This is a genomic window from Pseudomonas anguilliseptica, from assembly GCF_021375795.1.
GTDB lineage: Bacteria > Pseudomonadota > Gammaproteobacteria > Pseudomonadales > Pseudomonadaceae > Aquipseudomonas > Aquipseudomonas anguilliseptica_A.
This window is the reverse complement of sequence record NZ_JAEIOI010000001.1, coordinates 796,998-818,811: the sequence shown is the minus strand read 5'-3', so window position 1 is coordinate 818,811 and position 21,814 is coordinate 796,998. Positions and strand designations below refer to the sequence as shown.

26 protein-coding genes and 1 other RNA gene are annotated in these 21,814 nt (G+C 59.5%); 12 read left to right on the top strand and 15 right to left on the bottom strand.

The window, feature by feature from the left end; all coding sequences use genetic code 11:
• Nucleotide 1: 1 nt before the first annotated feature.
• From mraZ to rsmI, 3 genes are all read right to left on the bottom strand, one after another.
• A complete protein-coding gene (mraZ, locus tag IOD17_RS03770; protein ID WP_090249128.1) occupies nt 2-457 on the bottom strand; it encodes a division/cell wall cluster transcriptional repressor MraZ in 456 nt (151 codons plus the stop codon).
• A 308-nt stretch (nt 458-765) separates the two neighbouring features.
• Nucleotides 766-1,113, bottom strand: an RNA gene (gene rnpB / locus IOD17_RS03765) — RNase P RNA component class A.
• 41 nt (nt 1,114-1,154) lie between these two features.
• A complete protein-coding gene (gene rsmI / locus IOD17_RS03760; protein ID WP_233684507.1) occupies nt 1,155-1,997 on the bottom strand; it encodes a 16S rRNA (cytidine(1402)-2'-O)-methyltransferase in 843 nt (280 codons plus the stop codon).
• A 155-nt stretch (nt 1,998-2,152) separates the two neighbouring features.
• Here rsmI and IOD17_RS03755 point away from each other — a divergent pair, with 155 nt between their 5' ends.
• From IOD17_RS03755 to IOD17_RS03740, 4 genes are read left to right on the top strand one after another with little or no spacing between them, the layout of a single operon-like run.
• The gene (locus IOD17_RS03755) at nt 2,153-3,964 is read left to right on the top strand and encodes a penicillin-binding protein activator (RefSeq protein ID WP_233683754.1); all 1,812 of its coding nucleotides are present in this window, start codon (nt 2,153-2,155) and stop codon (nt 3,962-3,964) included.
• The gene (locus IOD17_RS03750) at nt 3,961-4,335 is read left to right on the top strand and encodes a YraN family protein (RefSeq protein WP_208600176.1); all 375 of its coding nucleotides are present in this window, start codon (nt 3,961-3,963) and stop codon (nt 4,333-4,335) included. Before IOD17_RS03755 ends, IOD17_RS03750 begins: the two co-directional genes overlap by 4 nt.
• Before the next feature lie 30 nt (nt 4,336-4,365).
• Nucleotides 4,366-4,959 (top strand): phosphoheptose isomerase, encoded by a 594-nt coding sequence (locus IOD17_RS03745; RefSeq protein ID WP_233683753.1) that lies wholly within the window; start codon nt 4,366-4,368, stop codon nt 4,957-4,959.
• Nucleotides 4,956-5,489, top strand: a complete 534-nt coding sequence (locus IOD17_RS03740; RefSeq protein ID WP_233683752.1) for a BON domain-containing protein — start codon at nt 4,956-4,958, stop codon at nt 5,487-5,489. Before IOD17_RS03745 ends, IOD17_RS03740 begins: the two co-directional genes overlap by 4 nt.
• 66 nt (nt 5,490-5,555) lie before the next feature.
• Here IOD17_RS03740 and IOD17_RS03735 read toward each other — a convergent pair whose 3' ends face one another.
• The 7 genes from IOD17_RS03735 to rplM all read right to left on the bottom strand — a co-directional run bounded on the left by IOD17_RS03735 (nt 5,556) and on the right by rplM (nt 10,368).
• The gene (locus IOD17_RS03735) at nt 5,556-5,969 is read right to left on the bottom strand and encodes a ClpXP protease specificity-enhancing factor (protein ID WP_233683751.1); all 414 of its coding nucleotides are present in this window, start codon (nt 5,967-5,969) and stop codon (nt 5,556-5,558) included.
• Nucleotides 5,970-5,984: 15 nt separating this feature from the next.
• On the bottom strand, nt 5,985-6,602 hold the full coding sequence (locus IOD17_RS03730) for a glutathione S-transferase N-terminal domain-containing protein (RefSeq protein WP_233683750.1): 618 nt from the start codon (nt 6,600-6,602) through the stop codon (nt 5,985-5,987).
• Between the two features lie 89 nt (nt 6,603-6,691).
• Nucleotides 6,692-7,471: a cytochrome c1 gene (locus IOD17_RS03725; RefSeq protein ID WP_233683749.1), complete on the bottom strand. Its 780-nt coding sequence runs from the start codon at nt 7,469-7,471 to the stop codon at nt 6,692-6,694.
• Complete coding sequence (locus IOD17_RS03720; RefSeq protein WP_233684506.1) at nt 7,471-8,682, bottom strand: cytochrome b; 1,212 nt, start codon at nt 8,680-8,682, stop codon at nt 7,471-7,473. Before IOD17_RS03720 ends, IOD17_RS03725 begins: the two co-directional genes overlap by 1 nt.
• A complete protein-coding gene (petA, locus tag IOD17_RS03715; RefSeq protein WP_090249148.1) occupies nt 8,682-9,275 on the bottom strand; it encodes a ubiquinol-cytochrome c reductase iron-sulfur subunit in 594 nt (197 codons plus the stop codon). Before petA ends, IOD17_RS03720 begins: the two co-directional genes overlap by 1 nt.
• A gap of 257 nt (nt 9,276-9,532) precedes the next feature.
• Nucleotides 9,533-9,925: a 30S ribosomal protein S9 gene (gene rpsI, locus IOD17_RS03710; RefSeq protein ID WP_233683748.1), complete on the bottom strand. Its 393-nt coding sequence runs from the start codon at nt 9,923-9,925 to the stop codon at nt 9,533-9,535.
• 14 nt (nt 9,926-9,939) lie between these two features.
• Entirely contained in the window at nt 9,940-10,368 is a 429-nt protein-coding gene (gene rplM, locus IOD17_RS03705) for a 50S ribosomal protein L13 (RefSeq protein ID WP_090382254.1), read from the bottom strand.
• A 247-nt stretch (nt 10,369-10,615) separates the two neighbouring features.
• Here rplM and IOD17_RS03700 point away from each other — a divergent pair, with 247 nt between their 5' ends.
• Nucleotides 10,616-11,653, top strand: coding sequence for an NADP(H)-dependent aldo-keto reductase (locus IOD17_RS03700; RefSeq protein ID WP_233683747.1), 1,038 nt, complete (start codon nt 10,616-10,618; stop codon nt 11,651-11,653).
• A 58-nt stretch (nt 11,654-11,711) separates the two neighbouring features.
• On the opposite strand, the gene IOD17_RS03695 is transcribed toward IOD17_RS03700, so the two are convergent.
• Nucleotides 11,712-12,848, bottom strand: coding sequence for an acyl-CoA dehydrogenase family protein (locus tag IOD17_RS03695; protein ID WP_233683746.1), 1,137 nt, complete (start codon nt 12,846-12,848; stop codon nt 11,712-11,714).
• Between the two features lie 240 nt (nt 12,849-13,088).
• Between IOD17_RS03695 and IOD17_RS03690 the strand changes: the two genes are divergently transcribed.
• The gene (locus IOD17_RS03690; RefSeq protein WP_233684505.1) at nt 13,089-13,994 is read left to right on the top strand and encodes a GlxA family transcriptional regulator; all 906 of its coding nucleotides are present in this window, start codon (nt 13,089-13,091) and stop codon (nt 13,992-13,994) included.
• Between the two features lie 134 nt (nt 13,995-14,128).
• The gene (locus IOD17_RS03685; protein ID WP_233683745.1) at nt 14,129-15,094 is read left to right on the top strand and encodes a hypothetical protein; all 966 of its coding nucleotides are present in this window, start codon (nt 14,129-14,131) and stop codon (nt 15,092-15,094) included.
• A gap of 80 nt (nt 15,095-15,174) precedes the next feature.
• Here IOD17_RS03685 and IOD17_RS03680 read toward each other — a convergent pair whose 3' ends face one another.
• Nucleotides 15,175-15,795, bottom strand: a complete 621-nt coding sequence (locus IOD17_RS03680) for a PolC-type DNA polymerase III (protein WP_233683744.1) — start codon at nt 15,793-15,795, stop codon at nt 15,175-15,177.
• A gap of 3 nt (nt 15,796-15,798) precedes the next feature.
• Nucleotides 15,799-16,278: an NYN domain-containing protein gene (locus IOD17_RS03675; RefSeq protein WP_233683743.1), complete on the bottom strand. Its 480-nt coding sequence runs from the start codon at nt 16,276-16,278 to the stop codon at nt 15,799-15,801.
• Between the two features lie 90 nt (nt 16,279-16,368).
• Here IOD17_RS03675 and IOD17_RS03670 point away from each other — a divergent pair, with 90 nt between their 5' ends.
• Genes IOD17_RS03670 through IOD17_RS03660 form a run of 3 tightly spaced genes read left to right on the top strand, consistent with a single transcriptional unit; the run spans nt 16,369 to nt 18,124 of the window.
• Complete coding sequence (locus IOD17_RS03670) at nt 16,369-16,947, top strand: cysteine hydrolase family protein (protein WP_233683742.1); 579 nt, start codon at nt 16,369-16,371, stop codon at nt 16,945-16,947.
• Between the two features lie 49 nt (nt 16,948-16,996).
• Nucleotides 16,997-17,659, top strand: a complete 663-nt coding sequence (locus tag IOD17_RS03665) for a YciC family protein (RefSeq protein WP_233683741.1) — start codon at nt 16,997-16,999, stop codon at nt 17,657-17,659.
• Nucleotides 17,660-17,689: 30 nt separating this feature from the next.
• Nucleotides 17,690-18,124: a VOC family protein gene (locus IOD17_RS03660; protein WP_233683740.1), complete on the top strand. Its 435-nt coding sequence runs from the start codon at nt 17,690-17,692 to the stop codon at nt 18,122-18,124.
• A 7-nt stretch (nt 18,125-18,131) separates the two neighbouring features.
• On the opposite strand, the gene IOD17_RS03655 is transcribed toward IOD17_RS03660, so the two are convergent.
• Nucleotides 18,132-18,878 (bottom strand): substrate-binding periplasmic protein, encoded by a 747-nt coding sequence (locus IOD17_RS03655; RefSeq protein ID WP_233683739.1) that lies wholly within the window; start codon nt 18,876-18,878, stop codon nt 18,132-18,134.
• Nucleotides 18,878-19,723 (bottom strand): SDR family oxidoreductase, encoded by an 846-nt coding sequence (locus tag IOD17_RS03650; RefSeq protein ID WP_233683738.1) that lies wholly within the window; start codon nt 19,721-19,723, stop codon nt 18,878-18,880. Before IOD17_RS03650 ends, IOD17_RS03655 begins: the two co-directional genes overlap by 1 nt.
• A gap of 143 nt (nt 19,724-19,866) precedes the next feature.
• On the opposite strand from IOD17_RS03650, the gene IOD17_RS03645 reads away from it, so the two are divergent.
• Together IOD17_RS03645 and IOD17_RS03640 are read left to right on the top strand one after the other, a co-directional pair.
• Nucleotides 19,867-20,958: an endonuclease/exonuclease/phosphatase family protein gene (locus IOD17_RS03645; RefSeq protein ID WP_233683737.1), complete on the top strand. Its 1,092-nt coding sequence runs from the start codon at nt 19,867-19,869 to the stop codon at nt 20,956-20,958.
• A 109-nt stretch (nt 20,959-21,067) separates the two neighbouring features.
• Nucleotides 21,068-21,811, top strand: a complete 744-nt coding sequence (locus IOD17_RS03640) for a substrate-binding periplasmic protein (protein ID WP_233683736.1) — start codon at nt 21,068-21,070, stop codon at nt 21,809-21,811.
• Nucleotides 21,812-21,814: the final 3 nt, after the last annotated feature.

Here is a 21,814-nt window from a genome sequence, read left to right as displayed (position 1 = left end):
GTCACAGGATCAAGTCACGTAGGTCGTCGGACAAAGCGCCCGGTTGCTTGATCGCGGCCAGATCGGCATCGGCCACGGCATTCCAGGCATCTTCATCCCACAGTTGGAATTTATTGAGTTGGCCAACCAGCATCGCTCGCTTGTCCAGCTTGGCGTACTCGCGCAGGCGCGGCGGCACCAGGAAACGACCACTGGCATCCAGCTCGAGGTCAACGGCGTTACCGATCAACAGGCGCTGCAGACGGCGGTTTTCTTCACGAAAGGAGGCGAGCTCACGGAGCTTGGCTTCAATCAGCTCCCACTCGGACAACGGATAGACACACAGGCAAGGATCGATGGCATCAATCGTGACGATAAGCTGGCCGGCGCAACGCGACACGAGCTCGTCCCGATACCGACTTGGCATCGCGAGTCGCCCTTTGGCGTCGAGACTGATGGCGTTAGCTCCGCGAAACACGATCGCGTTTCCCCTTTTTATTAGCTATCCATGCCCAAGAAACCCACTTTGTGCCACTTCTTACCACTCGCGCACACTATAGGAACGCACGCACCCCACCGTCAAGGCACGCTTGGCGGGAAAAATCCTTATAGAACGGCGATTTAGCGAACTTTGAGAGGGGCAAAACGGAGAAAAAACTCGAAGTTTTGAGCACAAAAACAAGACCAAACAGCGAGCTGAGCTTCGAAGTTAAAGTGATTTGTTAAGAGTAAGATTTTTTCGGTATTAGAAAGGAGGCGAAACAGTGAAGCGGATAAATGAGGAAGGTGGAGAGTCGATCTGTAAGCCGGGTTCTGTCGAGGACAGTCATTCCTCTACGACGTACATCACTGCACGCCTTTAGCAACCTACCCGGTTCCAGCGCGGGCCACGCCGATGGAACCCTATTTGGTCTTGCTCCGAGTGGGGTTTACCTAGCCACGGGCTGTTGCCAGCCGTGCGGTGCGCTCTTACCGCACCTTTTCACCCTTACCGGCACCGAAGCGCTTAGGCGGTTATTTTCTGTGGCACTTTCCGTAGGCTCACGCCCCCCAGGCATTACCTGGCACTCCGCCCTATGGAGCCCGGACTTTCCTCCCCCTTCTTGCGAAGGCAGCGACTGTCCGATCGACTCTCCGCCGGCAAGGTTAACGGCCCGTGCACCATTGGACAAGGCTTAAACGTCTTTCTGCTGCTCCAACGCAACCTGATAGAGCAGGTTCTTGCGCACCCCGGTGATTTCCGCAGCCAGCGCCGCCGCGCGCTTGAGCGGCATTTCCGCCAACAGCAGATTCAACACGCGCATGGCCTCGGCACTGATGGCATCCTCGCCCTCAGGCGCTTGCCAGCCCGCCACCAGCACCACGCACTCACCGCGCTGCTGATTGCTGTCCGCCGCCACCCAGGCGGCCAGCTCAGCCAGCGGCATGCCTTTAAGCGTCTCGAAGGTTTTGGTCAGTTCGCGCGCCAGCAGCGCTGGGCGCTCATGGCCAAATACCGCCTGCATATCCTGCAGACACTCAAGGATGCGGTGTGGCGCCTCATAGAAGATCAGCGTGCGCGACTCTTCCTTTACTTGCTCAAGGCGCGCACGACGACCTGCCGCCTTGGCCGGGAGAAAACCTTCGAAAATAAAGCGATCCGACGGCAAGCCCGCAGCCGACAACGCAGCAATCAGCGCACAAGCACCCGGCACGGGCACCACGGCAATGCCGGCAGCGCGCGCCTGACGCACCAGGTGATAGCCAGGATCGGAAATAAGCGGGGTACCAGCATCGGAGATCAAGGCCACGTCCTCACCCGCCTGCAAGCGCGCCAGAAAGCGACCACCCTGATCACGCTCATTATGCTCATGACAGGCTGCCAACGGCGTACTGATACCAAAATGCTGCATCAGGCGCGCCGAATGCCGGGTATCCTCGGCGGCAATCAGTGCCACGCTGCGCAGGATGTTCAACGCCCGCGCACTGATGTCATCCAGGTTACCAATAGGCGTAGCCACCACATAAAGACTGCCCAACGGCGAATTTGCAGCAGCGGAAGTGGTCACAGCACAGGCCTCTCAAAATCAGCAAAGCGCGCATTGTAGCCCGTTTCCAACCTTCGACATCGCGTCACCCGGCGGGCTTGGGTACAATTCGACGCTCAATTTGATCAAGTATCAGGAACGCTTACATGATCGCCTGCCTGCGCCCTCTTTCCGCCCTCTGCCTTGCCGGCCTGCTTGCAGCCTGCGCCAGCCAGCCCTCATCGACACTGGGCGAGCTACCCCGTACGCCGCAAGCCAGCATCGAACAACTGCTGCAGCAAGCAGCCGAAAGCCCCGCTGAACAGGCCGCAGCACTGCGCCTGTCAGCCGCCGACCTGGCCTATAAACAGAAGGATCTGGCACGCGCCAGCAGCATTCTCGAACAGGTGCAACTGGAAAGCCTGAAACCCGCCCAGCAGATCTACGCCAGCACCCTGCGCGCCGAGCTGGACATGAGCCGCAACAAGCCCAAAGCCGCCCTGCGCGCCCTCAGCCACCCGAGCATGGAACGCCTCGGTGAGCTGCCGGTTGAGCAGCAGGTGCGCAGCCAACTGGTACGCGCCAGCGCCCTGCAAGCCAGCGGACAAACCCTGGCAGCAGCCCGGGAGCGGGTCTTTATTGCGCCTCTGCTCAGCGCTACCAGCGCCGCACAGAATCAGGAAATTATCTGGACACTGGTTTCCAGCTTGCCCGCAAACGAGCTGCAGGCCAGTGGCGACACTGATCTCGATGGCTGGCTGGAACTGGCCCGCGCCTCCAAAAGTGCCGGCACGCTGGAGCAGCAACAAAGCGCGGTCGATGCCTGGGTTGCCGCCAACCCGCAGCATCCCGCCGCACAACAACTGCCGCAGGCGCTGGTCGAGCTGAAAAAGCTCTCCAGCCAACCCCTGACCGAAATTGCCCTGCTGCTGCCCCAGGATGGTCAACTGGCCAGCGTAGCCCGCGCCCTGCGTGACGGCTTTCTGGCCGCCCATTACCAGGCCCAGCAGGCCGGACAGAACCCGCCGAACATTCAGATATTCGACAGCTCGCGCATTGGTTCCATGGACGCCTTCTACACCCAGGCCCAGGCTGCTGGCGTGCAACTGGTGATCGGTCCACTGGAAAAGAACCTGGTCAGCCAGCTGAGCAGCCGCGAACAACTGCCGATTACCACCCTTGCCCTGAACTACAGCGAAAGCAGCCAGGAAGGTCCGGCGCAACTGTTCCAGTTTGGCCTTGCAGCCGAAGATGAAGCCCGCGAAGTCGCCCGTCGCGCCTGGGCCGACGGCATGCGCCGAGCGGTCGCGCTGGTGCCCAACGGCGAATGGGGCGACCGCGTCCTTGCCGCCTTCCGCCAAAGCTGGCAAGCCCAGGGCGGCACCCTGATTGCTGCTGAACATGTTGATCAGCCCGTCGAACTGGCCCGCCAGATCGCCGACCTGTTCCAGCTGCGCGAAAGCGAAGCACGCAGCAAGCGCCTGCAGAACACCCTGGGCAGCGCGATTGCCGCCGCACCGTCGCGACGCCGCGATGTTGATTTCATCTTCCTCGCCGCCACCCCGCAACAGGCCCAGCAGATCAAACCGACGCTGGCCTTCCAATACGCCGGCGATGTGCCGGTCTACGCCACGTCCCATCTGTTCACCGGAGCCTACAACCAGGCGCAGTACCTTGACCTCAACGGCATCATGTTCTGCGAAACACCCTGGCTGCTGAACGTCAACGACCCACTGCGCCAGCAGGCCAGCACACAATGGCCACAGGCCGGTGGCAGCCTCGGCCGCCTGTACGCCATGGGTGCAGACGCTTACCTCCTGGCACCGCGCCTGACCCAACTGAAAGCGCTGCCCGACACCCGTCTGCAAGGCCTGTCAGGCAATCTGAGCCTGAGCCCCAATCAGCGCATCGAGCGCCAGTTGCCCTGGGCCGAGTTCCGCAACGGCCAGGTGCAACCACTGCCTGAAAGTGTCAATTGAGCGAGCGCATCAGCACGCAACAACGCGGTGATGCTGCCGAAGCACAGGCTCGGCAGCATCTCGAGCAACACGGCCTGCGCCTGCTTGCACAGAACTGGCGCTGCCGCCTCGGCGAGCTCGATCTGGTCATGCTCGACACCGATACAGTAGTATTCGTAGAAGTTCGCTATCGGCGCCATAGCGCCTGGGGCGGCGCAGCAGAGAGCGTGGATGCACGCAAACGTGAGAAACTCAGCCGCGCCGCTCAGCACTTCCTGCAACAAGAATCACGCTGGGCCAAGTACCCATGCCGCTTTGATGTGATTGCCATAAACGCCGACAGCCAAGCCCCCGCGCAGCTGGACTGGATTCAAAACGCCTTTGATACCTGACCAGAAGCCACACTGAAGGTTATAACTCCGATGGACATGCAAGCCCGTATTCGCCACCTGTTCCAAGCCAGCATTGAAACCAAGCAGCAGGCCATGGAAGTGCTCATCCCCTTTATCGAGCAAGGCAGCCAGGCCATGGTCCAGGCACTGCTCAGTGAAGGCAAGATCCTCTCCTGCGGCAATGGCGGCTCAGCCGGCGATGCCCAGCACTTCTCTTCCGAGCTACTCAACCGCTTCGAGCGCGAACGCCCCAGCCTGCCGGCCATCGCCCTGACCACTGACAGCTCGACCATCACCTCGATCGCCAACGATTACAGCTACAACGAGGTGTTCTCCAAACAGATTCGCGCACTCGGTCAGCCTGGCGACGTGCTGCTGGCGATTTCCACCAGCGGCAGTTCGGCCAACGTGATCCAGGCCATCCAGGCCGCTCACGACCGCGAAATGACCGTAGTGGCCCTCACCGGCCGCGATGGCGGCGGCATGGCGTCACTGCTGTTGCCGGAAGACGTGGAGATCCGTGTCCCCTCGAAAGTCACCGCACGCATCCAGGAAGTCCACCTGCTGGCCATCCACTGCCTGTGCGACCTGATCGACAGCCAACTGTTTGGGAGTGAAGAATGACCCGCTCACCGCTGATCCTTGCCACCCTTGCCCTGACACTCGCCCTGGCCGGCTGCGGCAACCGCAGCGTCGGCAACAAGATCGACGACCAGTTCATCCCCTCGGAAGTCAGCTCCAGCGTTGCCCGCGCGCACATTGACCTGACCAGCCCGACGTCGCACATCGTTGTCACCAGCTACAACGGCGTTGTCTTGCTGGCGGGCCAGACACCGCGTAACGAGCTCAAGGCCATGGCCGAACAGGCCGCTCGCCGGGTCAACAACGTAAAGAAAGTGCACAACGAGCTGCAGGTTCTGCAACCCACCTCGCTGCTGGTGCGCAGCAATGACTCGCTGCTGACCAGCCGTATCAAGACCCAAATGCTCGCTGACAGCGCCGTGCCAGGCACGCGCATCAAGGTGATAACCGAGAACGGCATCGTCTACATGCTTGGCCTGGTCTCGCAAACCGAAGCCACTCACGCCACTAACCTGGTGCAAAGCGTGTCTGGCGTACAGAAAGTGGTGAAGCTGTTCCAGTACACCAACTGATAACTTCAGCGAACCGCACCTGCGGCGGCCATAAAAAAGGCGATCTTCGGATCGCCTTTTTTGTCTTTACTTGACCACTTTCAGACTGGGCCGCCCACTGGGCCGTGACGGCTCGTCATCAGGCGGAGTCTGATCATCCGGATCGTCAATTTCGCCTCCGTCGAGCATCGACGACTCGGCGTCAAAGACCATGCCCTGCCCATTTTCCCGCGCGTAGATCGCCAACACCGCTGCTGCTGGGATGTACAAGCTCTGCGGTACACCGGAAAAGCGCCCCTCAAAGCTCACCGCTTCGTTATCCATATGCAGATGACGCACGGCAGTGGGCGAAACGTTGAGGACAATCTGCCCATCATTGGCAAAGCCGGCAGGCACCTGAACACCGGGGAACTCGGCATTCACCAGCAGGTGCGGGGTGCAATCGTTGTCCACGATCCATTCATAGAGGGCACGCACCAGATAAGGACGGCTCGACTTCATGACTACCTCCTCGGGTTAACGCATGTCACGTTCAGCAGGCGACAGACTGCTCTGAAACACCTCACGGGCAAACTGGCGCTCCATGTAATCGAGCAGCGGCTTGGCCGGTTTTGGCAACTCTATCCCCAGAATCGGCAAACGCCAAAGAATCGGCAGCAGGCAGCAATCGACCAGACTCAGCTCATCACTGAGAAAATACGGCTTGTCAGCAAACAACGGTGACACGCCGGTCAGGCTCTCACGCAGTTCCTTGCGTGCCAACGCACGGGCCGGTTCCTTGCTGCGTGGATCGAGGATCAGGTCAACCTGAGCACACCAATCACGCTGGATACGGTGAATCAGCAGCCGGCTATTGGCACGCGCCACCGGATACACCGGCAACAACGGCGGATGGGGGTAGCGCTCATCCAGATATTCCATCACCACCGTCGACTCATACAGCGCCAGATCGCGGTCAACCAAAGTTGGCAGGCTGGCGTAGGGATTAACCTCAAGCAGCTTGGCCGGGTAACGATCTTTCTCGACACTGATGATTTCGGCGCTGACACCCTTCTCGGCGAGCACAATACGTACGCGGTGGGAATAGTGGTCGGCGGGGTCGGAGTAACAGGCCAACCGATTGGTCACGCCCATGGCGATCCTCCTCGCTTATAGAGTTATATGAAGCAGAAAGACCTGCGCGCCCAAAGGGGCGCGCAGGTCAACAGCGGAGATGCAAAGGATTAATGCACGTCCTTCCAGTATTCGCGCTTGAGCAGATAGGCGAAGACGAAGAAGAAGGCAAGATACAGCAGTACATAAGTACCGATACGCTGGCTTTGCAATTTGACCGGGTTAGCCGAGTAAGCGAGGAAGGTCACCAGGTTCTGGATCTTTTCATCGAATTCTTCGGTACTCAGCTGGCCAGTCTTGGGCTCAATGGTCAGCTGATCACAGGCTTCGTGAGTGATCGGCGTGCCGGTCAGCGGATCGAACTGCTTCTTGCCGTTCTCAACCACCTGAACCTGCTTGCAGCCGATGTACTGACGACCTTGCAGACCCACCAACACGTTCGGCATGCCCACATTCGGGAACACCTTGTTGTTGGCACCCAGCGGACGCGCAGTGTCTTCATAGAAGGTGCGCAGGTAGGTGTACAGCCAGTCGTTACCACGTACACGAGCAACCAGAGTCAGGTCAGGCGGCGCAGCGCCGAACCAGGCCTTGGCGTCTGCCGGCTGCATACCGATCTTCATGTGATCGCCAATCTTGGCGCCATTGAAAACCAGATTTTCCAGCATGACTTCATGCGGAATACCCAGGTCATCAGCAACACGCTCATAGCGTTGGTATTGAGCCGCATGACAGCCCATGCAGTAGTTGGCGAAGGTACGCGCACCATCCTGCAGAGCCGCTTTGTCAGTCAGATCGATTTCCACTTTATCCAGCGGATAACCACTACCAGCGCCAAGAGCAAGGGCTGGCATTGCAGCAATTACGAGTGCAGCAAATAGCTTTTTCATCAGCCAGTCACCCTTTCCGGAACCGGTTTGGTCTTCTCGATTTTGGTATAGAACGGCATCAGGATGAAGTACGCGAAGTACAGGAAGGTACATACCTGCGACAGCAACGTACGGCCTGGTGTCGGCGCCAGTACACCCAGCACACCGAGAATCACGAAAGACACGCAGAAGATCAGCAACCAAACCTTGCTCATCCAGCCTTTGTAACGCATCGACTTGACCGGGCTACGGTCCAGCCACGGCAGCACGAACAGCACCGCAATCGCTGCACCCATGGCAATTACACCCAGCAGCTTGTCCGGCACCGCACGCAGAATCGCGTAGAACGGCGTGAAGTACCAAACCGGCGCAATATGCTCAGGCGTCTTGAACGGGTTGGCTGCTTCGAAGTTTGGTTTCTCGAGGAAATAACCACCCATTTCCGGGAAGAAGAAGATCACGAAGCAGAAGACAAACAGGAACACCACGACACCGACGATATCTTTCACGGTGTAGTACGGATGGAAGGCGATGCCGTCGAGCGGAATGCCGTTCTCGTCCTTTTTCTTCTTGATGTCGACGCCGTCCGGGTTGTTCGAACCGACTTCGTGCAGGGCCAGGATGTGCAGAACCACCAGGCCAAGAATCACGATCGGCAGAGCCACAACGTGCAGGGCGAAGAAACGGTTCAGGGTGATACCGGAGATCAGGTAGTCACCACGAATCCACTGAGTCAGGTCCGCACCGATCACCGGAATGGCACCGAACAGCGAGATGATCACCTGGGCGCCCCAGTAGGACATCTGGCCCCATGGCAGCAGATAACCCATGAAGGCTTCAGCCATCAACATCAGGTAGATCAGCATGCCGAAGATCCATACCAGCTCGCGCGGCTTCTGATAAGAGCCATAAAGCAGGCCACGGAACATGTGCAGGTAGACCACCACGAAGAACGCCGAAGCACCGGTGGAGTGCATGTAACGCAGGATCCAGCCGTACTCCACATCACGCATGATGTACTCGACCGAAGCAAACGCCTCTTCAGCCGACGGGGTGTAGCTCATGGTCAGCCAGACACCGGTAACGATCTGGTTAACCAGAACCAGCAACGCCAGGGAGCCGAAAAAGTAGAAGAAGTTGAAGTTCTTTGGCGCGTAGTACTTGGACAGATGGTCTTCCCACATCTTGGTCGCGGGAAAGCGCGCATCAACCCATTCCATGAATTTATTCATCATGCTTTCTCCTGGTCCACACCGATGATGATCACATCATCCGACTCATACGTGTGCGGCGGTACCGGCAGGTTCAAGGGCGCAGGTTGAGCCTTGTACACGCGACCAGCGAGGTCATAGCGCGAGCCGTGGCATGGGCAGAAATAACCACCCACCCAGTCAGCACCCAGGTCAGCAGGCGCCACTTCCGGGCGGAAGGATGGTGCACAGCCCAGGTGAGTACACAGACCTACCAGCAGCAGAACTTCTGGCTTGATCGAGCGGGTTTTCGGATCGACATAGCTCGGCTGTTCCGACGCCTTGGAATCGAAGTCAGCCAGCTGACCCTCGATCTTCACCAGGTTACTGAGGATTTCCTCGGTACGGCGCACGATAAACACCGGCTGCCCCCGCCACTCAGCAACCATCTGCTGGCCCGGCTCAATTTTGCTGACGTTCACCTTAACGGGTGCTCCGGCAGCTTTAGCCTTGGCGCTTGGGAACCAGGACCCCACGAACGGGACCGCGGCACCCACCGCTCCTGCAGCGCCCACCACAGAGGTGGCCGCTACCAGAAAGCGACGCCGGCCTGCATTCACGCCGTCATTGCTCATTCAGTCGTCTCCCATCAGCTTTATGGCCTGTTGGTCAGGCCTATACTAGGTAAAAATCGAGTCGCGCAAAAAATTTGCCAAATGGTAAAGAAAAGCCCCTTTACTGACAAGGTAATTACCCACGCACAACGGACTCAACCCCTTACAAATCAGGGCATCCGCGGATGCGGCATGATGCCGCACGAACTTTCAGCACCCATAAAAAAACGCCCAGTTCCGAAAGGAAACTGGGCGTCTTTGTGAACGCAGGTAGCGAATTAACGCTTGGAGTACTGCGGACGCTTACGCGCTTTACGCAGACCAACCTTCTTACGTTCAACTTCACGAGCATCACGAGTCACATAGCCCGCTTTACGCAGAGCAGGACGCAGAGCCTCGTCGTAGTCCATCAGAGCGCGAGTGATGCCGTGGCGGATTGCGCCAGCTTGACCACTAACACCACCACCAACAACAGTGACGTAGACGTCGAATTTTTCGACCATCTCAACCAGCTCCAGCGGCTGACGAACTACCATGCGGGCAGTTTCACGACCGAAGAAGGTGTCGAGAGCACGATTATTGATGGAGATCTTGCCAGTACCAGCACGCAGGAAAACGCGAGCGGTTGCAGTCTTGCGACGGCCAGTGCCGTAATTTTGAGTCGCCGACATAATGAACTATTCCGTTAAATCTTCAGTTCTTGGGGCTGCTGAGCAGTGTGCGGATGGGCAGCGCCCGCGTACACCTTCAGCTTACGGTACATGTCGCGACCCAGCGGGTTCTTCGGCAGCATGCCTTTTACCGCAGTCTCGATCACGCGCTCAGGAGCTTTGGCGATCAGCTTTTCAAAGTTGATCGACTTGATGCCGCCCGGGAAACCGGAGTGGGAGTAGTACATCTTGTCAGTGGTTTTGGCACCGGTAACGCGAATCTGCTCAGCGTTGATGATGACGATGTAGTCACCGGTATCAACGTGCGGAGTGTATTCAGGCTTGTGCTTGCCACGCAGACGGCTTGCAACTTCGGTAGCCAGACGACCCAGGGTCTGACCTGCAGCGTCGACGACAAACCAGTCGCGCTTAACTGTTTCCGGTTTAGCAGTAAAAGTTTTCATTCTTTATAGCCTCAGGGGCCGCCCTGATAAATAAGACGGCGGATCTTACTGAATAGTGCGTACTTTGACAAGGTCAAAGGCAGCCGAAAACAGGCGCTATCGGGGGCTCGGGTCAGCGCGTCCGTAATACGGCAAGATTCTTCGGCAGGCGGCGCATCACTTCCACTGCAGAAAGAGGTGCGCAATTATGCAGATTGCGCAGAGAATTTCAACACGATTATGCCAACCGGTTTTTAAGGAGCTTGCAATGGATTACCGCCAACTCGGCCGCAGTGGAATCAAGGTCAGCAGCCTGTGCCTGGGCAGCATGACTTGGGGTGAGCAAAACAGCGCCAGCGAAGGCATCGCCCAGATTGAACGCGCCAAGGCCTACGGGGTGAACTTCATCGACACCGCCGAGATGTACCCGGTACCACCCCGTGCCGAAACCTACAGCAAGACCGAACAGATTATCGGTGACTACTTCAAGCAGCGCGGTGATCGTGCTGACTGGGTACTAGCCAGCAAGATCGCCGGCCCCGGCAATGGCATCGGCTATATCCGCGGTGGCCAGCTCAAACACAACCGTGCGCATATCGTTGCGGCACTGGATGCCAGCCTCCAACGCCTGCAAACCGACTGGATCGATCTGTACCAACTGCATTGGCCAGAGCGCCCAACCAATTACTTCGGCCAGCTTGGCTATCGCCATCAGGACAGCGACTTCACGCCACTGGAAGAAACCTTGGAAGCCTTGGACGAGCAGGTCAAGGCCGGCAAGATTCGCCATATCGGCCTTTCCAATGAAACCCCCTGGGGCACCATGAAATTTCTGCAACTGGCCGAACAACGCGGCTGGCCGCGCGCAGTCTCGATCCAGAACCCCTACAACCTGCTCAACCGCAGCTTCGAGGTCGGCTTGGCAGAAGTGGCCATTCGCGAACAATGCGGCCTGCTCGCTTACTCGCCGCTGGCATTCGGCATGCTCAGCGGCAAGTACGCAAACGGCGCACGCCCCGCCAATGCGCGCATCAGCCTGTTCAGCCGCTTTGCTCGCTACACCAACCCGGAGTCCGAAAGCGCTTGTGCACGTTACGTCGCCCTGGCGCGCGAGCATGGTCTTGACCCCGCACAGATGGCCCTGGCCTTTGTCACCGCGCAACCCTTCGTCACCAGCAATATCATTGGTGCGACCAGCCTGGAGCAGCTGGACAGCAACCTGGCCAGCAGCGAACTGACACTCTCTGCCGAGGTACTGGCTGGCATCGAGGCGATTCACAAAGCCCAGCCCAACCCAGCCCCCTGACCAATAGCAACGACATAAAAAAGCCCAGCAATAGCCGGGCTTTTTATTCAGCTCTTGATCACAGCGAGCGGGCGATGATCTCTTTCATGATCTCGTTGGTACCAGCGTAAATGCGCTGCACCCGCGCATCGGCCCAGGCACGCGCCACCGGGTATTCCCACATATAGCCGTAGCCACCGTGCAGCTGCACACACTCATCCAGCACCTTGCACTGCAGGTCTGTCCCCCAGTACTTGAGCATGGCGGCAGTCGGCACATCCAGCTTCTTATTCAGGTGCAACTCCAGGCAGCGATCGACAAACACTCGACCAACCTGAATCTCTGTGGCCATCTCGGCCAATTTGAAACGAGTGTTCTGAAAGTCACCAATTGCCTTGCCGAAGGCCTTGCGCTCGCGGGTGTATTCAAGCGTCCACTTGAGCGCCGCCTCGGCTGACGCCAGAGCGCCGATCCCTACAGTCAAACGCTCCTGCGGCAGCTCCTGCATCAGATAGGCGAAGCCCATACCGGCCTGACCCAGCAGGTTTTCCTTGGGCACGCGCACGTCCTGGAAGAACAGCTCGGAGGTGTCCTGAGCCTTCATGCCGACTTTTTCCAGACGCTTGCCCTTGGAGAAACCAGGGGTGTTGGCCTCAACCAGGAACAGGCTGGTACCTTTAGCCCCGGCTTTCGGATCGGTCTTGGCCACCACGATCACTAGGTCGGCGAGAAAGCCGTTGGTGATGAAAGTCTTCGAACCGTTGATCACATACTCGTCGCCATCCAGCACCGCGGTAGTTTTCACCCCCTGCAGGTCGGAGCCAGCACCCGGTTCGGTCATGGCGATAGCGGTGACCATCTCGCCGGACACCAGCTTGGGCAGGTAGTGCTGCTTCTGCGCTTCGCTGCCGTAATGCAGGATGTAAGGTGCAACGATGTCCGAGTGCAACGAGAAGCCGATGCCGGTCAGCCCCAGACGCCCAACCTCCTCGATCACCACAGTGCTATAGAGGAAGTCTGCCGACATACCGCCGTACTCTTCCGGGATATGCGAGCAGAGCATCCCCGCCTCTCCCGCTTTGTTCCACAGCGCACGATCGATGTGACCATCCTTCTCCCACTGATGGTGAAAAGGCACGGCTTCCTGCTCAAGGAACTTGCGCACGCTGTCGCGAAACTGTTCGTGCTCGGAGCTGAAAATCGTTCTGGGAATCATGGCAACACCTGCTTGATGGGGCGGTTTTAAAGTGGCCTCGACTTTAGCCAAGCAAACGCTTGGTCACACTGGACACAAGCGCCAAAAAATAAGACGATCCAGCCAGCTCATGACCACTTAGCCTTAATAAGAACAATATCTATGCCGAATCCGTCACCAGCGCCGCTGCACCGAGTCAGCATCCTGGCTACCGAAGGGGTGTTTGCCTCGACCCTGATGCAAGCCAAAGACTTCTTTCATATGGCCAGCCTGCGCTATGGCAAGCAGCAAGGCCTGGGCCTGACCCCGACCTTTGAAATCCACTTGGTCAGCCCCGACGGGCAGCCGGTGCGCAGCTTCAGTGATGTGCTGATCCCGGTCGATGGCGCCCTGGACGATGCCGACGTGATCATCCTGCCGGCCTTCTGGGATGACTTCGACGCCCTGTGCCAACGCCACCCACAGGTACTCAGCTGGCTGAAACAACGCCACGCCGCCGGCAGTGCGATCTGCGGCGAGGCCACCGGGGTGTTCTGGATGGCCCAAGCAGGCCTACTTGATGGCAAGGAGGCAACCACCTATTGGCGCTTCTTCAACGAATTTTCCGAGCGCTTCCCCAAGGTGCTGCTCAATCAGGAAAAGCACCTGTCGGATGCCGACAACCTGTACTGCGCAGGCGGCGTAACCTCGGCCTGCGACCTGTACATCTACCTGATCGAACGTTTCTGCGGTGCCAGCGTGGCCCAGGGCGTTGCCCGCGATATCCTTTATGAAGTGCAGCGCAACTACGCCCCAGGGCGCATTGGTTTTGGCGGGCAGAAACTGCACCACGACATGACCATCCTGCAAATCCAGCAATGGCTGGAAGATCACTTCGCTGACAAATTCCGCTTCGAGGATGTGGCCCGCGAACACGGCATGAGCATCCGCAACTTTATGCGCCGCTTCCAGACCGCCACCGGTGATAAACCGCTGCACTACCTGCAGCGCCTGCGCATCGAAACCGCCAAGGGCCTGCTCAGCGCTACCCGCAAGAGCATCAAGACCATCAGCTACGAAGTCGGTTACGACGATGCCAGCTTCTTCGCGCGCCTGTTTCGTCAGCACACGGAACTGTCACCCAACCAGTACCGCCGGCAGTTCCAGCACAAGGACAGCCATGCTTAAGGCTGGCCACAGCGGGCAGTGGACACACTGAAAACCCGCGCAACTCATCCTTGGATGGGTGGGGCGCGGGAAGTAGCGCTCTATGATCGGCGCATCCCTTGCGGGACTCCTACAACAACAATCAGGTCATCGCCATGCGCCGCACACTTATTGCCTTACTTGCCGCCTGCAGCTTCAGCGCAGTCGCTGCCGACAACTGGAAACCCTTCCCCTACGACCAAAGCGCCTACGACTATTCAGGCGACAAGCTGCGCCAGGCCTGGCCGCAACTGACCCGTGGATTCGGCGCCGACTACCCCTTCCCCGACGCCGACTGGGTGGTAACCATGGCCACCACTCACCCGCAGGCATTGGAAAAAACCGTACTGGCCAATACTGGCTTTACCGGCAAACCCGAGGAAGCCGAACTCTACGCCGCCAAACTGCAGGACGTCTGGCGCCTGGTGTTTCGCGGCGACTTTGCCGAGGCCAAACAACAGGGCCTGGCCCTTGGGGTTGGCGGGCAGATCCCAGCGATGTTCGCGCAGGTAATTTACGCCATGTTTCTGGTGCCAGAGCAGGAAGAGAAGCACCGCCTGCTGGAAGAAGTGATCACCTACACCGACCAGGCCGGCGAGTTGGTTCAAGCCGACGTGGCTGCACAATTCGGCCGCGTCTATGCCAAGGCACGCCTGGGCGAGGAGCTGTCAGTGCCAGTGGTGCTCAAGCGCGGCTACACCTCGCAGATCCCCAACGAACTCAAGGCACTGCTGGCCAAACACCCGCAGCAGCCATTCGCCTTGGCCCTGTATGGTGGCTATGAGGCTGGGGTCATTCGCAAGGTCGGCAAGATGGTTGGCCGCATGACCTACGGCGTCAGCGCCGACAATATGGAGAAGTACTTCAGCCGCAGCTTCCAGGCCCAGGACGATCTGCCCATCGGCCATTACGAATACGCCAACGCCCTGACCTACGTGTACGGCGACGACGAACAAGCCAAGGCCCTGCAACACCTCAAACGCGCCGTAGCGATCAAACCAATCAACGCCATGGAAGCATTGGAAGTAGCCCACGCGCAGAAAATGCTCGCCCAACACCAGCAGAAGCTGGCGCAAAACTAAGCCCTGCTGAAACGCAAAAAGGCTGCCTGATGACAGCCTTTTTTATGGTCTACCATCCCTGGCGGCCACCCTCCGGACCGTCAGCGCTGCTCGCGGATTTTCTGCAACGCCAGCGACATCTTCGCCGCCGGCACCCGCTGCAGATTGCACAGCAGCTCATGTGAAATCTCGGTAATGCCGTGCCGCTCGCGCAGCAGCGCCGCCATATAGCAGGTCAGGTTGGCCGCCATCTCCGCATCGGCCAGCGCGCGGTGCGCCTTGCCGGTATCGGGCAGACCGATCCATTGGTTGAGATTACCCAGTTTATGACTCGGCGCCATGGGCAGCAGCCTGCGTGACAGCAGCAAGGAACAGGCAAACGGTTGCACACGCTGACGACGAATCAGCGCCAGTTCGGCGTCCCAGAACTTCTGATCGAAACTCGCGTTATGCGCCAGCAGCGGGCGATTGCCAACAAACTCCGCCACCTCCTGCATCACCTGCGCAGCAGGCGGAGCGGTGCGCAGCATGGCGTTGCTGATGCCGGTGAGCTGTTCGATAAATGGCGGCACCCAGGCCCCACTGTTCATCAAGCTCTGGTAGCGCGCGACAATCTGCCCGCCCTCGACGATCACCACGCCGATTTCCGTGGCACGTGCCTGCTGGGCCGGCGACATGCCGGTGGTTTCAAAGTCGAGTACGGCGATGGAATCTGCAAGCATCAATCAATTTCTCAGCAACAGCGCACCGTCGATCGGCACGTAGCGACTGGCGGCGCGCACCAGCGATTGCGCCGTCAGCCCCGGCACGCCATAGGTCACGGCCTCAACGCCGTAGCTGCTGCGAATCTTGTCCAGCAGCAGGTCAAAGTCGCCGTCACCGGAGGCCAGCACCACTTCATCCACCCTTGGCGCGGCATCCATGATGTCGATGGTGATACCCACATCCCAGTCACCCTTGGCCGAACCGTCGCTGCGCTGGATAAAGGGTTTGAGCTTCACGGTAAAACCGAGGTTGCGCAGGATCTGTTGAAACTGCTGCTGTTTCTGATCACCACGATCAATCGCATAGGCATAGGCTTCGACAATCTGCCCATGCTGGCTGATATCGGCCCACAGCGCGGCATAGTTGAAATGACACCCATAGGCCTGGCGCACGGTGTAATAGAGGTTCTGTACATCGGCGAATACGGCGATCTTCTTCACCGGGAATCCTCATCATGCGGCTGACGGGCTGAAAGCCCTCAGGTTAAAGTCAGCGCGCAGTATGCCAGCCCACAGCCACGGACGGTCGAAATGCATCCACTCCCAGTCAATAGAATCGCAACACCCGCGCTGCTGATCATCGATATGCAGCAAGGCATCCAACGCGTCAGCACACCGCGTAACAACCCGCAGGCTGAAACGCAGATTGCTCAATTGCTCGAATACTGGCGCAGTGCAGACCTGCCGCTGGTGCATATCCGCCATATGTCCCGCCAGGCCGACTCGGTATTTGCTCCAGGGCAAAGTGGCGCGCTCTTCCAGCCGGTATTGGCGCCACGGGCTAACGAGCAGGTATTCGAGAAAAACGTAACCGATGCCTTCGCCCATAGCGGCCTAGAACGCTGGTTACATGCCCGTACTATTCGCCGCCTGGTCATAGTGGGTGTCGCCAGTGAAAACTCGGTTGAAGCAACGGCCCGCAGCGCCAGCTGCCTGGGGTTTATGACGCAAGTCGTAGCAGATGCGTGCTACACCTTCGACAAAACCGACTATCACGGACACCTGCGCAGCGCCTCTGACGTTCACGCCATGGCCATGGCTAATCTGCGCGACGAGTATGCTGACGTACTGGAAACCGAAGCGCTGCTTGATTCGTTATTGGGGCGCTAATTCAGATCAGCTAGAGTGCGCTCCTGCATTCAACCCCGAAAAATCCGCCATGCATATGTTCTCCGTCCTGCGTGACTCCTGGTACTTCTTCAGCCACAACCTGCTGGCAATCACCCGTCTGTGTCTGCCACTGATCGTGCTTGAAGGATTGTTTCTGCAGCAGGTCAGTAGCCTGGCACCAGCACAGTCAGCGGACTCCTGGCGGCTACTGGCAGGACTGTTGTTCTATCCGCTGTACAGCGCAGCGCTCATTCTGTTTCTGGATGCACGCAGCAACGGCCTGCAACCACCTGTGCGTGACCTGTTGGCTGCGGCGCTGCGTTTATGGCCGCGTTTCGCCCTGCTCGCGGCCATCATGACCCTGGCCATCCTGCTGGGCGCTTCACTGTATGTCCTGCCGGGCATCTGGCTGATCGTCAAACTGGCGTTTGCCGAGTACCTGCTGGTGCTGCGCGGTATGCCCCCGCTGAAAGCCCTGCAGGAAAGCTTTGCCATGAGCACCGGTTACTTCTGGCCCATACTCGGCTGCGTGCTGATTGTGATGCTGCCACTGTGGCTGCTGGATGCCTGGAGCCAGACCCAGGCAAGCCTGGCTGATGACAGCCTGCTCAGCCTGTTGATGGACTGCACGAACCGCTTTCTCCAGCTATTCTCCAGCGTAGTGCTGTTTCGTCTATTTATGCTGCGTAGCACCCAGCCCGACGTCGAGTGAGCGCCAGCACCAACCAAGGAGGACGGTCTTATGGCTGACGCCAACCCCAGCATCCTTTCGCACATTTCCATCGGCACCAATCAATTCGAAAAGGCCACGGCCTTTTACGACCAGGTGCTCGCCACCCTCGGCTGCAAGCGCGTACTCGCCCATCCCGGCGCGGTTGCCTATGGCCGCGAGTACCCGGAGTTCTGGGTGCAAACGCCGATCAATGGCCAGCCAGCGAGTATCGGCAATGGCTGCCACTTCGGCTTTGTCGCGCCCAATAAAGCCGCCGTGCATGACTTTTACCAGGCCGCCCTGGAAGCCGGTGCCCGTGACGAAGGTGCGCCCGGCCCGCGCGCCGAATATGGCGAGCCTTACTACGGCTGCTTTGTCCGCGACCTGGACGGACACAAGATCGAGGCGACGTTCTGGGACCTGGAAATGGTCTACGAGCTGTATATCGAACCGCACGAACACTAAGGTGCGGTCAGGGCGTACCTGACTGATAGCGCTGCGCCGCCTGGGTGATCCAGCCTTCGGCCTTTAACTGGGCAAGCGCCTGGCTGATCTGCTGATACTGCGCCCGCAAATCACGCTGGCGAGAGAAGCCGATATACAGATCCGTGCGCGCCTCAGGGCGAAAGGCCGCCTTGGCAATCAGCCCCTTCCAGCGGGCATCGCGCAACTCGTAGTCGACCTGACAGTCCGTACCGATCACCGCCTGTAACCGTCCGCGACTCAGCATTTCCAGCAACTGGCTCTCGGTGTTGACTGCTGTCTTACGCAGCTGCGTATCCGAATCGAAGGGTTCGAAATAGGCGGACTCCAGCACGTGGCCAATGGTCAGCCCGGCCAACTGGGCGTAGCTATGCAATGCCTTGGCCTGGGCAGGCGCGGCATAGAAACGGGGTGCACAGGCATAGTAGGGCTGGGTGAGGTAATTGATGTAAGCCTCACGTTCCGGGGTTTTCGCCAACCCGGTCATCAGATCGGCCTTGCCATTCTGCAGCGCCGCCAGCCCACGCGCCCAGGGTGCGCGCTGCACTTCGAAGCGCAGCCCGGTGCGAGCACTGAGTTGATTCAGCAGGTCGATACCCAACCCCTGCAGCGCGCCATCGGCCGATTGCATGCGAAACGGTGGCCAGACATCCGTCATCACCAGTAATGGCGGCGTCTCTTCGGCGTGCAACGGCGCACCCAGCAGCACCAGCAGTGCAAACCAGAACACGCGCATCAGAACGGCCCGCCACGCTGCGGCTTGAGACCGGACAAACGCGGCAACAGCACGCGCTCGAACACCCGCGGAAAGAAGCGCGCCAGCACCCGTGCGCGCCAGTCCACGTTGGACAGCACCAGCAGGCGCCGGCGTTTCAGCGCCCCCTGATAAATGGCCTCGGCGACATCCTGCGGCGAGGCCACCTTGCCCATCGCCAGTGGTGGTTGCGCCGCCACCGAGCCATCGCCAACCAGGGCGTTCTTGCGCAGATCGGTGGCGGTAAAACCAGGACACACCAGCATCACATTGACCCCGGAGCCTTTCAGCTCGTAGCGCAGGGTTTCAAACAGCCCATGCAGGGCATGCTTGCTGGAGTTGTAGGCGCTGCGATAAAGCAGCGGGGCGAAGCCTGACAGCGAGCTGAGTACGATGATCTGCCCGCTTCGGGCGATAAGGCTGGGCAGCGCCGCCTTGGTGCAGTGCAGCGCGCCAAAATAGTTGACCGCCATGATCCGCTGGAACACGGCTAATTCGGTGTCGGCAAAGCTGCTGCGGTGAGTAATTCCGGCGTTGTTGACCAGCACATCGATGCCGCCGAAACGCTCGATGGTCAGCGCCATCGCTCGCTCCACAGACGTTGCATCCGCCACATCGCAGAGCACGCCGAGGGCCTCGGCGTTGTGGTGGTCGGCCAGGTGCTGCACCAGGCTGTCGAGCGCCTGCTGCTGCAGATCGAAAATCACCAGGCGCGCCCCAGCCTGAGCCAGACGCATGGCTAGGGCGCGACCGATACCGGCACAACCACCGGTGATCAGCACCACCTTGCGATCAAACACCTTGTTGGCGAACACCTTGCGGTACATAAACTGCCCCCGACCCCGTTACGACATAGCGGTTACTACAACCTGTTATGGCGAGCATCGCAACAGGCCCAACGACACATCGGCAGCACAGCGCATCTCCGGTATGCTCCCTCAGCATAGTCCAGCCTGCGGCCACGCCCTTTATGCCCCTACCCCGATTTCTGCGCCTGTTTCTGCTTAGCCTGGCCAGCCTGCTGTGCGTGTTGGCGGCCCTGGTCTACAGCCTCACCTGGCACCCCGCTGCGCGCGAAGCCGCCACCGTAAGTTGCCAGACCAGCGCGCCCACCTTGCAGCCTGGCCAGGCCCTGAAGGTGATGAGCTGGAACGTCCAGTACCTGGCCGGCAAACGCTATGTGTTCTGGTACGACCTGGCCGACGGCAGCGGCCCCGACCAGCGCCCCAGCGCCGAAGACCTGGCTTTCAACCTGGATGAAGTAGTGCGCATCCTGCGCGCTGAGCAGCCGGATATTGTCCTGTTGCAGGAAGTGCACAACGGCGCCAAGGCCAGCGACTACCAGAACCAGCTGGCACTGCTGCACGAGCGCCTGAACGACCTCTACCCTTGCAGCACTCAGGCCTATTACTGGAAAGCCGCGTTTGTCCCACACCCGCAGATTCTCGGCAGCGTCGGCATGCAACTGGGCACCCTCAGCCGCTTTCAGATCAGCCGCGCCGAACGCCTGCAACTGCCACTGATGCCTGCCGACCCGATCAGCCGGCAGTTCAACCTCAAGCGTGCCTTGCTGGTCAGCCACCTGCCCATCCGTGGCGGTGGTGAACTGGCGGCCATCAACACCCACCTGGATGCCTTCGCCCAGGGCAACGACACCATGCAGCGCCAGGTCGCCATGACCACCAGCCTGCTTGATCAGCTCCAGGCCGACGGCACGCCCTGGGTACTGGGCGGTGATTTCAACCTGCTCCCGCCCGGCCAGTACCAGCGCCTGCCGGCAAGCCAGCGCAGCTGGTACAGCCCTGCCAGCGAACTGCAACAACTGGCCGAGCGCTACCCGATGGTGCCCAGCCTGGAACAGGCCAGCGGCCCCGAGCAAGCGCGCTGGTATACCCACTACCCCAATGACCCCAGCGTCAGCGGCCCGGATCGAACCCTCGATTACCTGTTCCACAGCCCACAGCTAATACAACTCGAGGCCCAGGTGCGCCAGCACGACACCCTGGGAATTTCCGACCACCTGCCCGTGCTTACCCGCCTGCTTTTACCCACTGTCGACTAAGCTTTTTCAGTAATGGACTGGACAAACTTGCTGGCATTTAGCCATGCTCAGGAAATATGACGGTTTTATAACTAAAAGACGGCAGATAGCCGCAGTACGTACCCATTTGATGCCACGATCTCTCTGCTTAGTGCTGCTCGCAGCCTTCTATTGCGGGTTCAGCCACGCTGCCACCCCTGCCGCCACTCGCCCTCTGGTGCAGGTGGGCTATTACGAGTTTCCGCCCTACTCCTACACCAACAGCCAGGGCCAACCGCGCGGGGCCATCCTGCAACTGAGCAAACGCCTGCTGGAACATGCCGGCTACCGCGCCCAGCTGCGTTCCTACCCCAGCGCCCGACTGTACAACGCCCTGCAAGATGGCAGCGTCCAGGTCTGGCCCGGCGCCCCCGGCAAGGCGGAGCTGCGCGAGCACACCCTGGAAACCCGTACCCTGCTGGGCGAAATCGTCCTCAACCTGTATTTCCGCCGCGATACCCTGATGCCGCGCCTGCCCGAGGACCTCAAGGGCCGTGGGGTGATCATGATCAGCGGTTACACCTACTGGCAGTCGATCAATCAGATGCTCGACGACCCGCAACTGGCCGTGCAGCAGCACCGTACCGGCACCCATACCGCCGCATTGGAAATGCTGCAGCGCCGCCGTGGCGATTTCCTCCTCGACTACCAGACGCCCGTGGAACAGGCGCGCAAGCGCCTGGGCATGTCCGAACTGCCGTTTGTTCAGCTGCAACGCATCCCCTTGAAGCTGATCGTCTCCAGCCATGCGCCCGGCGCAGAAGCCCTGCGCGATGCGCTGGATCGCGCCTACGCCGAACTGCAAGCAGCCGGCGAAGACCTGCGCCTGCCTTAAGGC

Bases quoted from the DNA above. Each gene is read 5' to 3' on its own strand.
- IOD17_RS03660 (WP_233683740.1), top strand. From the start codon at position 17,690: ATGGCTGACGCCAACCCCAGCATCCTTTCGCACATTTCCATCGGCACC.
- IOD17_RS03640 (WP_233683736.1), top strand. From the start codon at position 21,068: ATGCCACGATCTCTCTGCTTAGTGCTGCTCGCAGCCTTCTATTGCGGG.
- rpsI (WP_233683748.1), bottom strand. From the start codon at position 9,925: ATGTCGGCGACTCAAAATTACGGCACTGGCCGTCGCAAGACTGCAACC.
- IOD17_RS03690 (WP_233684505.1), top strand. From the start codon at position 13,089: ATGGCCAGCCTGCGCTATGGCAAGCAGCAAGGCCTGGGCCTGACCCCG.
- IOD17_RS03685 (WP_233683745.1), top strand. From the start codon at position 14,129: ATGCGCCGCACACTTATTGCCTTACTTGCCGCCTGCAGCTTCAGCGCA.
- IOD17_RS03700 (WP_233683747.1), top strand. From the start codon at position 10,616: ATGGATTACCGCCAACTCGGCCGCAGTGGAATCAAGGTCAGCAGCCTG.
- IOD17_RS03650 (WP_233683738.1), bottom strand. From the start codon at position 19,723: ATGTACCGCAAGGTGTTCGCCAACAAGGTGTTTGATCGCAAGGTGGTG.
- IOD17_RS03655 (WP_233683739.1), bottom strand. From the start codon at position 18,878: ATGCGCGTGTTCTGGTTTGCACTGCTGGTGCTGCTGGGTGCGCCGTTG.
- IOD17_RS03645 (WP_233683737.1), top strand. From the start codon at position 19,867: ATGCCCCTACCCCGATTTCTGCGCCTGTTTCTGCTTAGCCTGGCCAGC.
- IOD17_RS03740 (WP_233683752.1), top strand. From the start codon at position 4,956: ATGACCCGCTCACCGCTGATCCTTGCCACCCTTGCCCTGACACTCGCC.
- IOD17_RS03665 (WP_233683741.1), top strand. From the start codon at position 16,997: ATGCATATGTTCTCCGTCCTGCGTGACTCCTGGTACTTCTTCAGCCAC.
- IOD17_RS03745 (WP_233683753.1), top strand. From the start codon at position 4,366: ATGGACATGCAAGCCCGTATTCGCCACCTGTTCCAAGCCAGCATTGAA.
- IOD17_RS03735 (WP_233683751.1), bottom strand. From the start codon at position 5,969: ATGAAGTCGAGCCGTCCTTATCTGGTGCGTGCCCTCTATGAATGGATC.
- petA (WP_090249148.1), bottom strand. From the start codon at position 9,275: ATGAGCAATGACGGCGTGAATGCAGGCCGGCGTCGCTTTCTGGTAGCG.
- IOD17_RS03725 (WP_233683749.1), bottom strand. From the start codon at position 7,471: ATGAAAAAGCTATTTGCTGCACTCGTAATTGCTGCAATGCCAGCCCTT.
- IOD17_RS03695 (WP_233683746.1), bottom strand. From the start codon at position 12,848: ATGATTCCCAGAACGATTTTCAGCTCCGAGCACGAACAGTTTCGCGAC.
- IOD17_RS03680 (WP_233683744.1), bottom strand. From the start codon at position 15,795: ATGCTTGCAGATTCCATCGCCGTACTCGACTTTGAAACCACCGGCATG.
- IOD17_RS03730 (WP_233683750.1), bottom strand. From the start codon at position 6,602: ATGGGCGTGACCAATCGGTTGGCCTGTTACTCCGACCCCGCCGACCAC.
- IOD17_RS03670 (WP_233683742.1), top strand. From the start codon at position 16,369: ATGCATCCACTCCCAGTCAATAGAATCGCAACACCCGCGCTGCTGATC.
- rplM (WP_090382254.1), bottom strand. From the start codon at position 10,368: ATGAAAACTTTTACTGCTAAACCGGAAACAGTTAAGCGCGACTGGTTT.
- IOD17_RS03755 (WP_233683754.1), top strand. From the start codon at position 2,153: ATGATCGCCTGCCTGCGCCCTCTTTCCGCCCTCTGCCTTGCCGGCCTG.
- IOD17_RS03720 (WP_233684506.1), bottom strand. From the start codon at position 8,682: ATGAATAAATTCATGGAATGGGTTGATGCGCGCTTTCCCGCGACCAAG.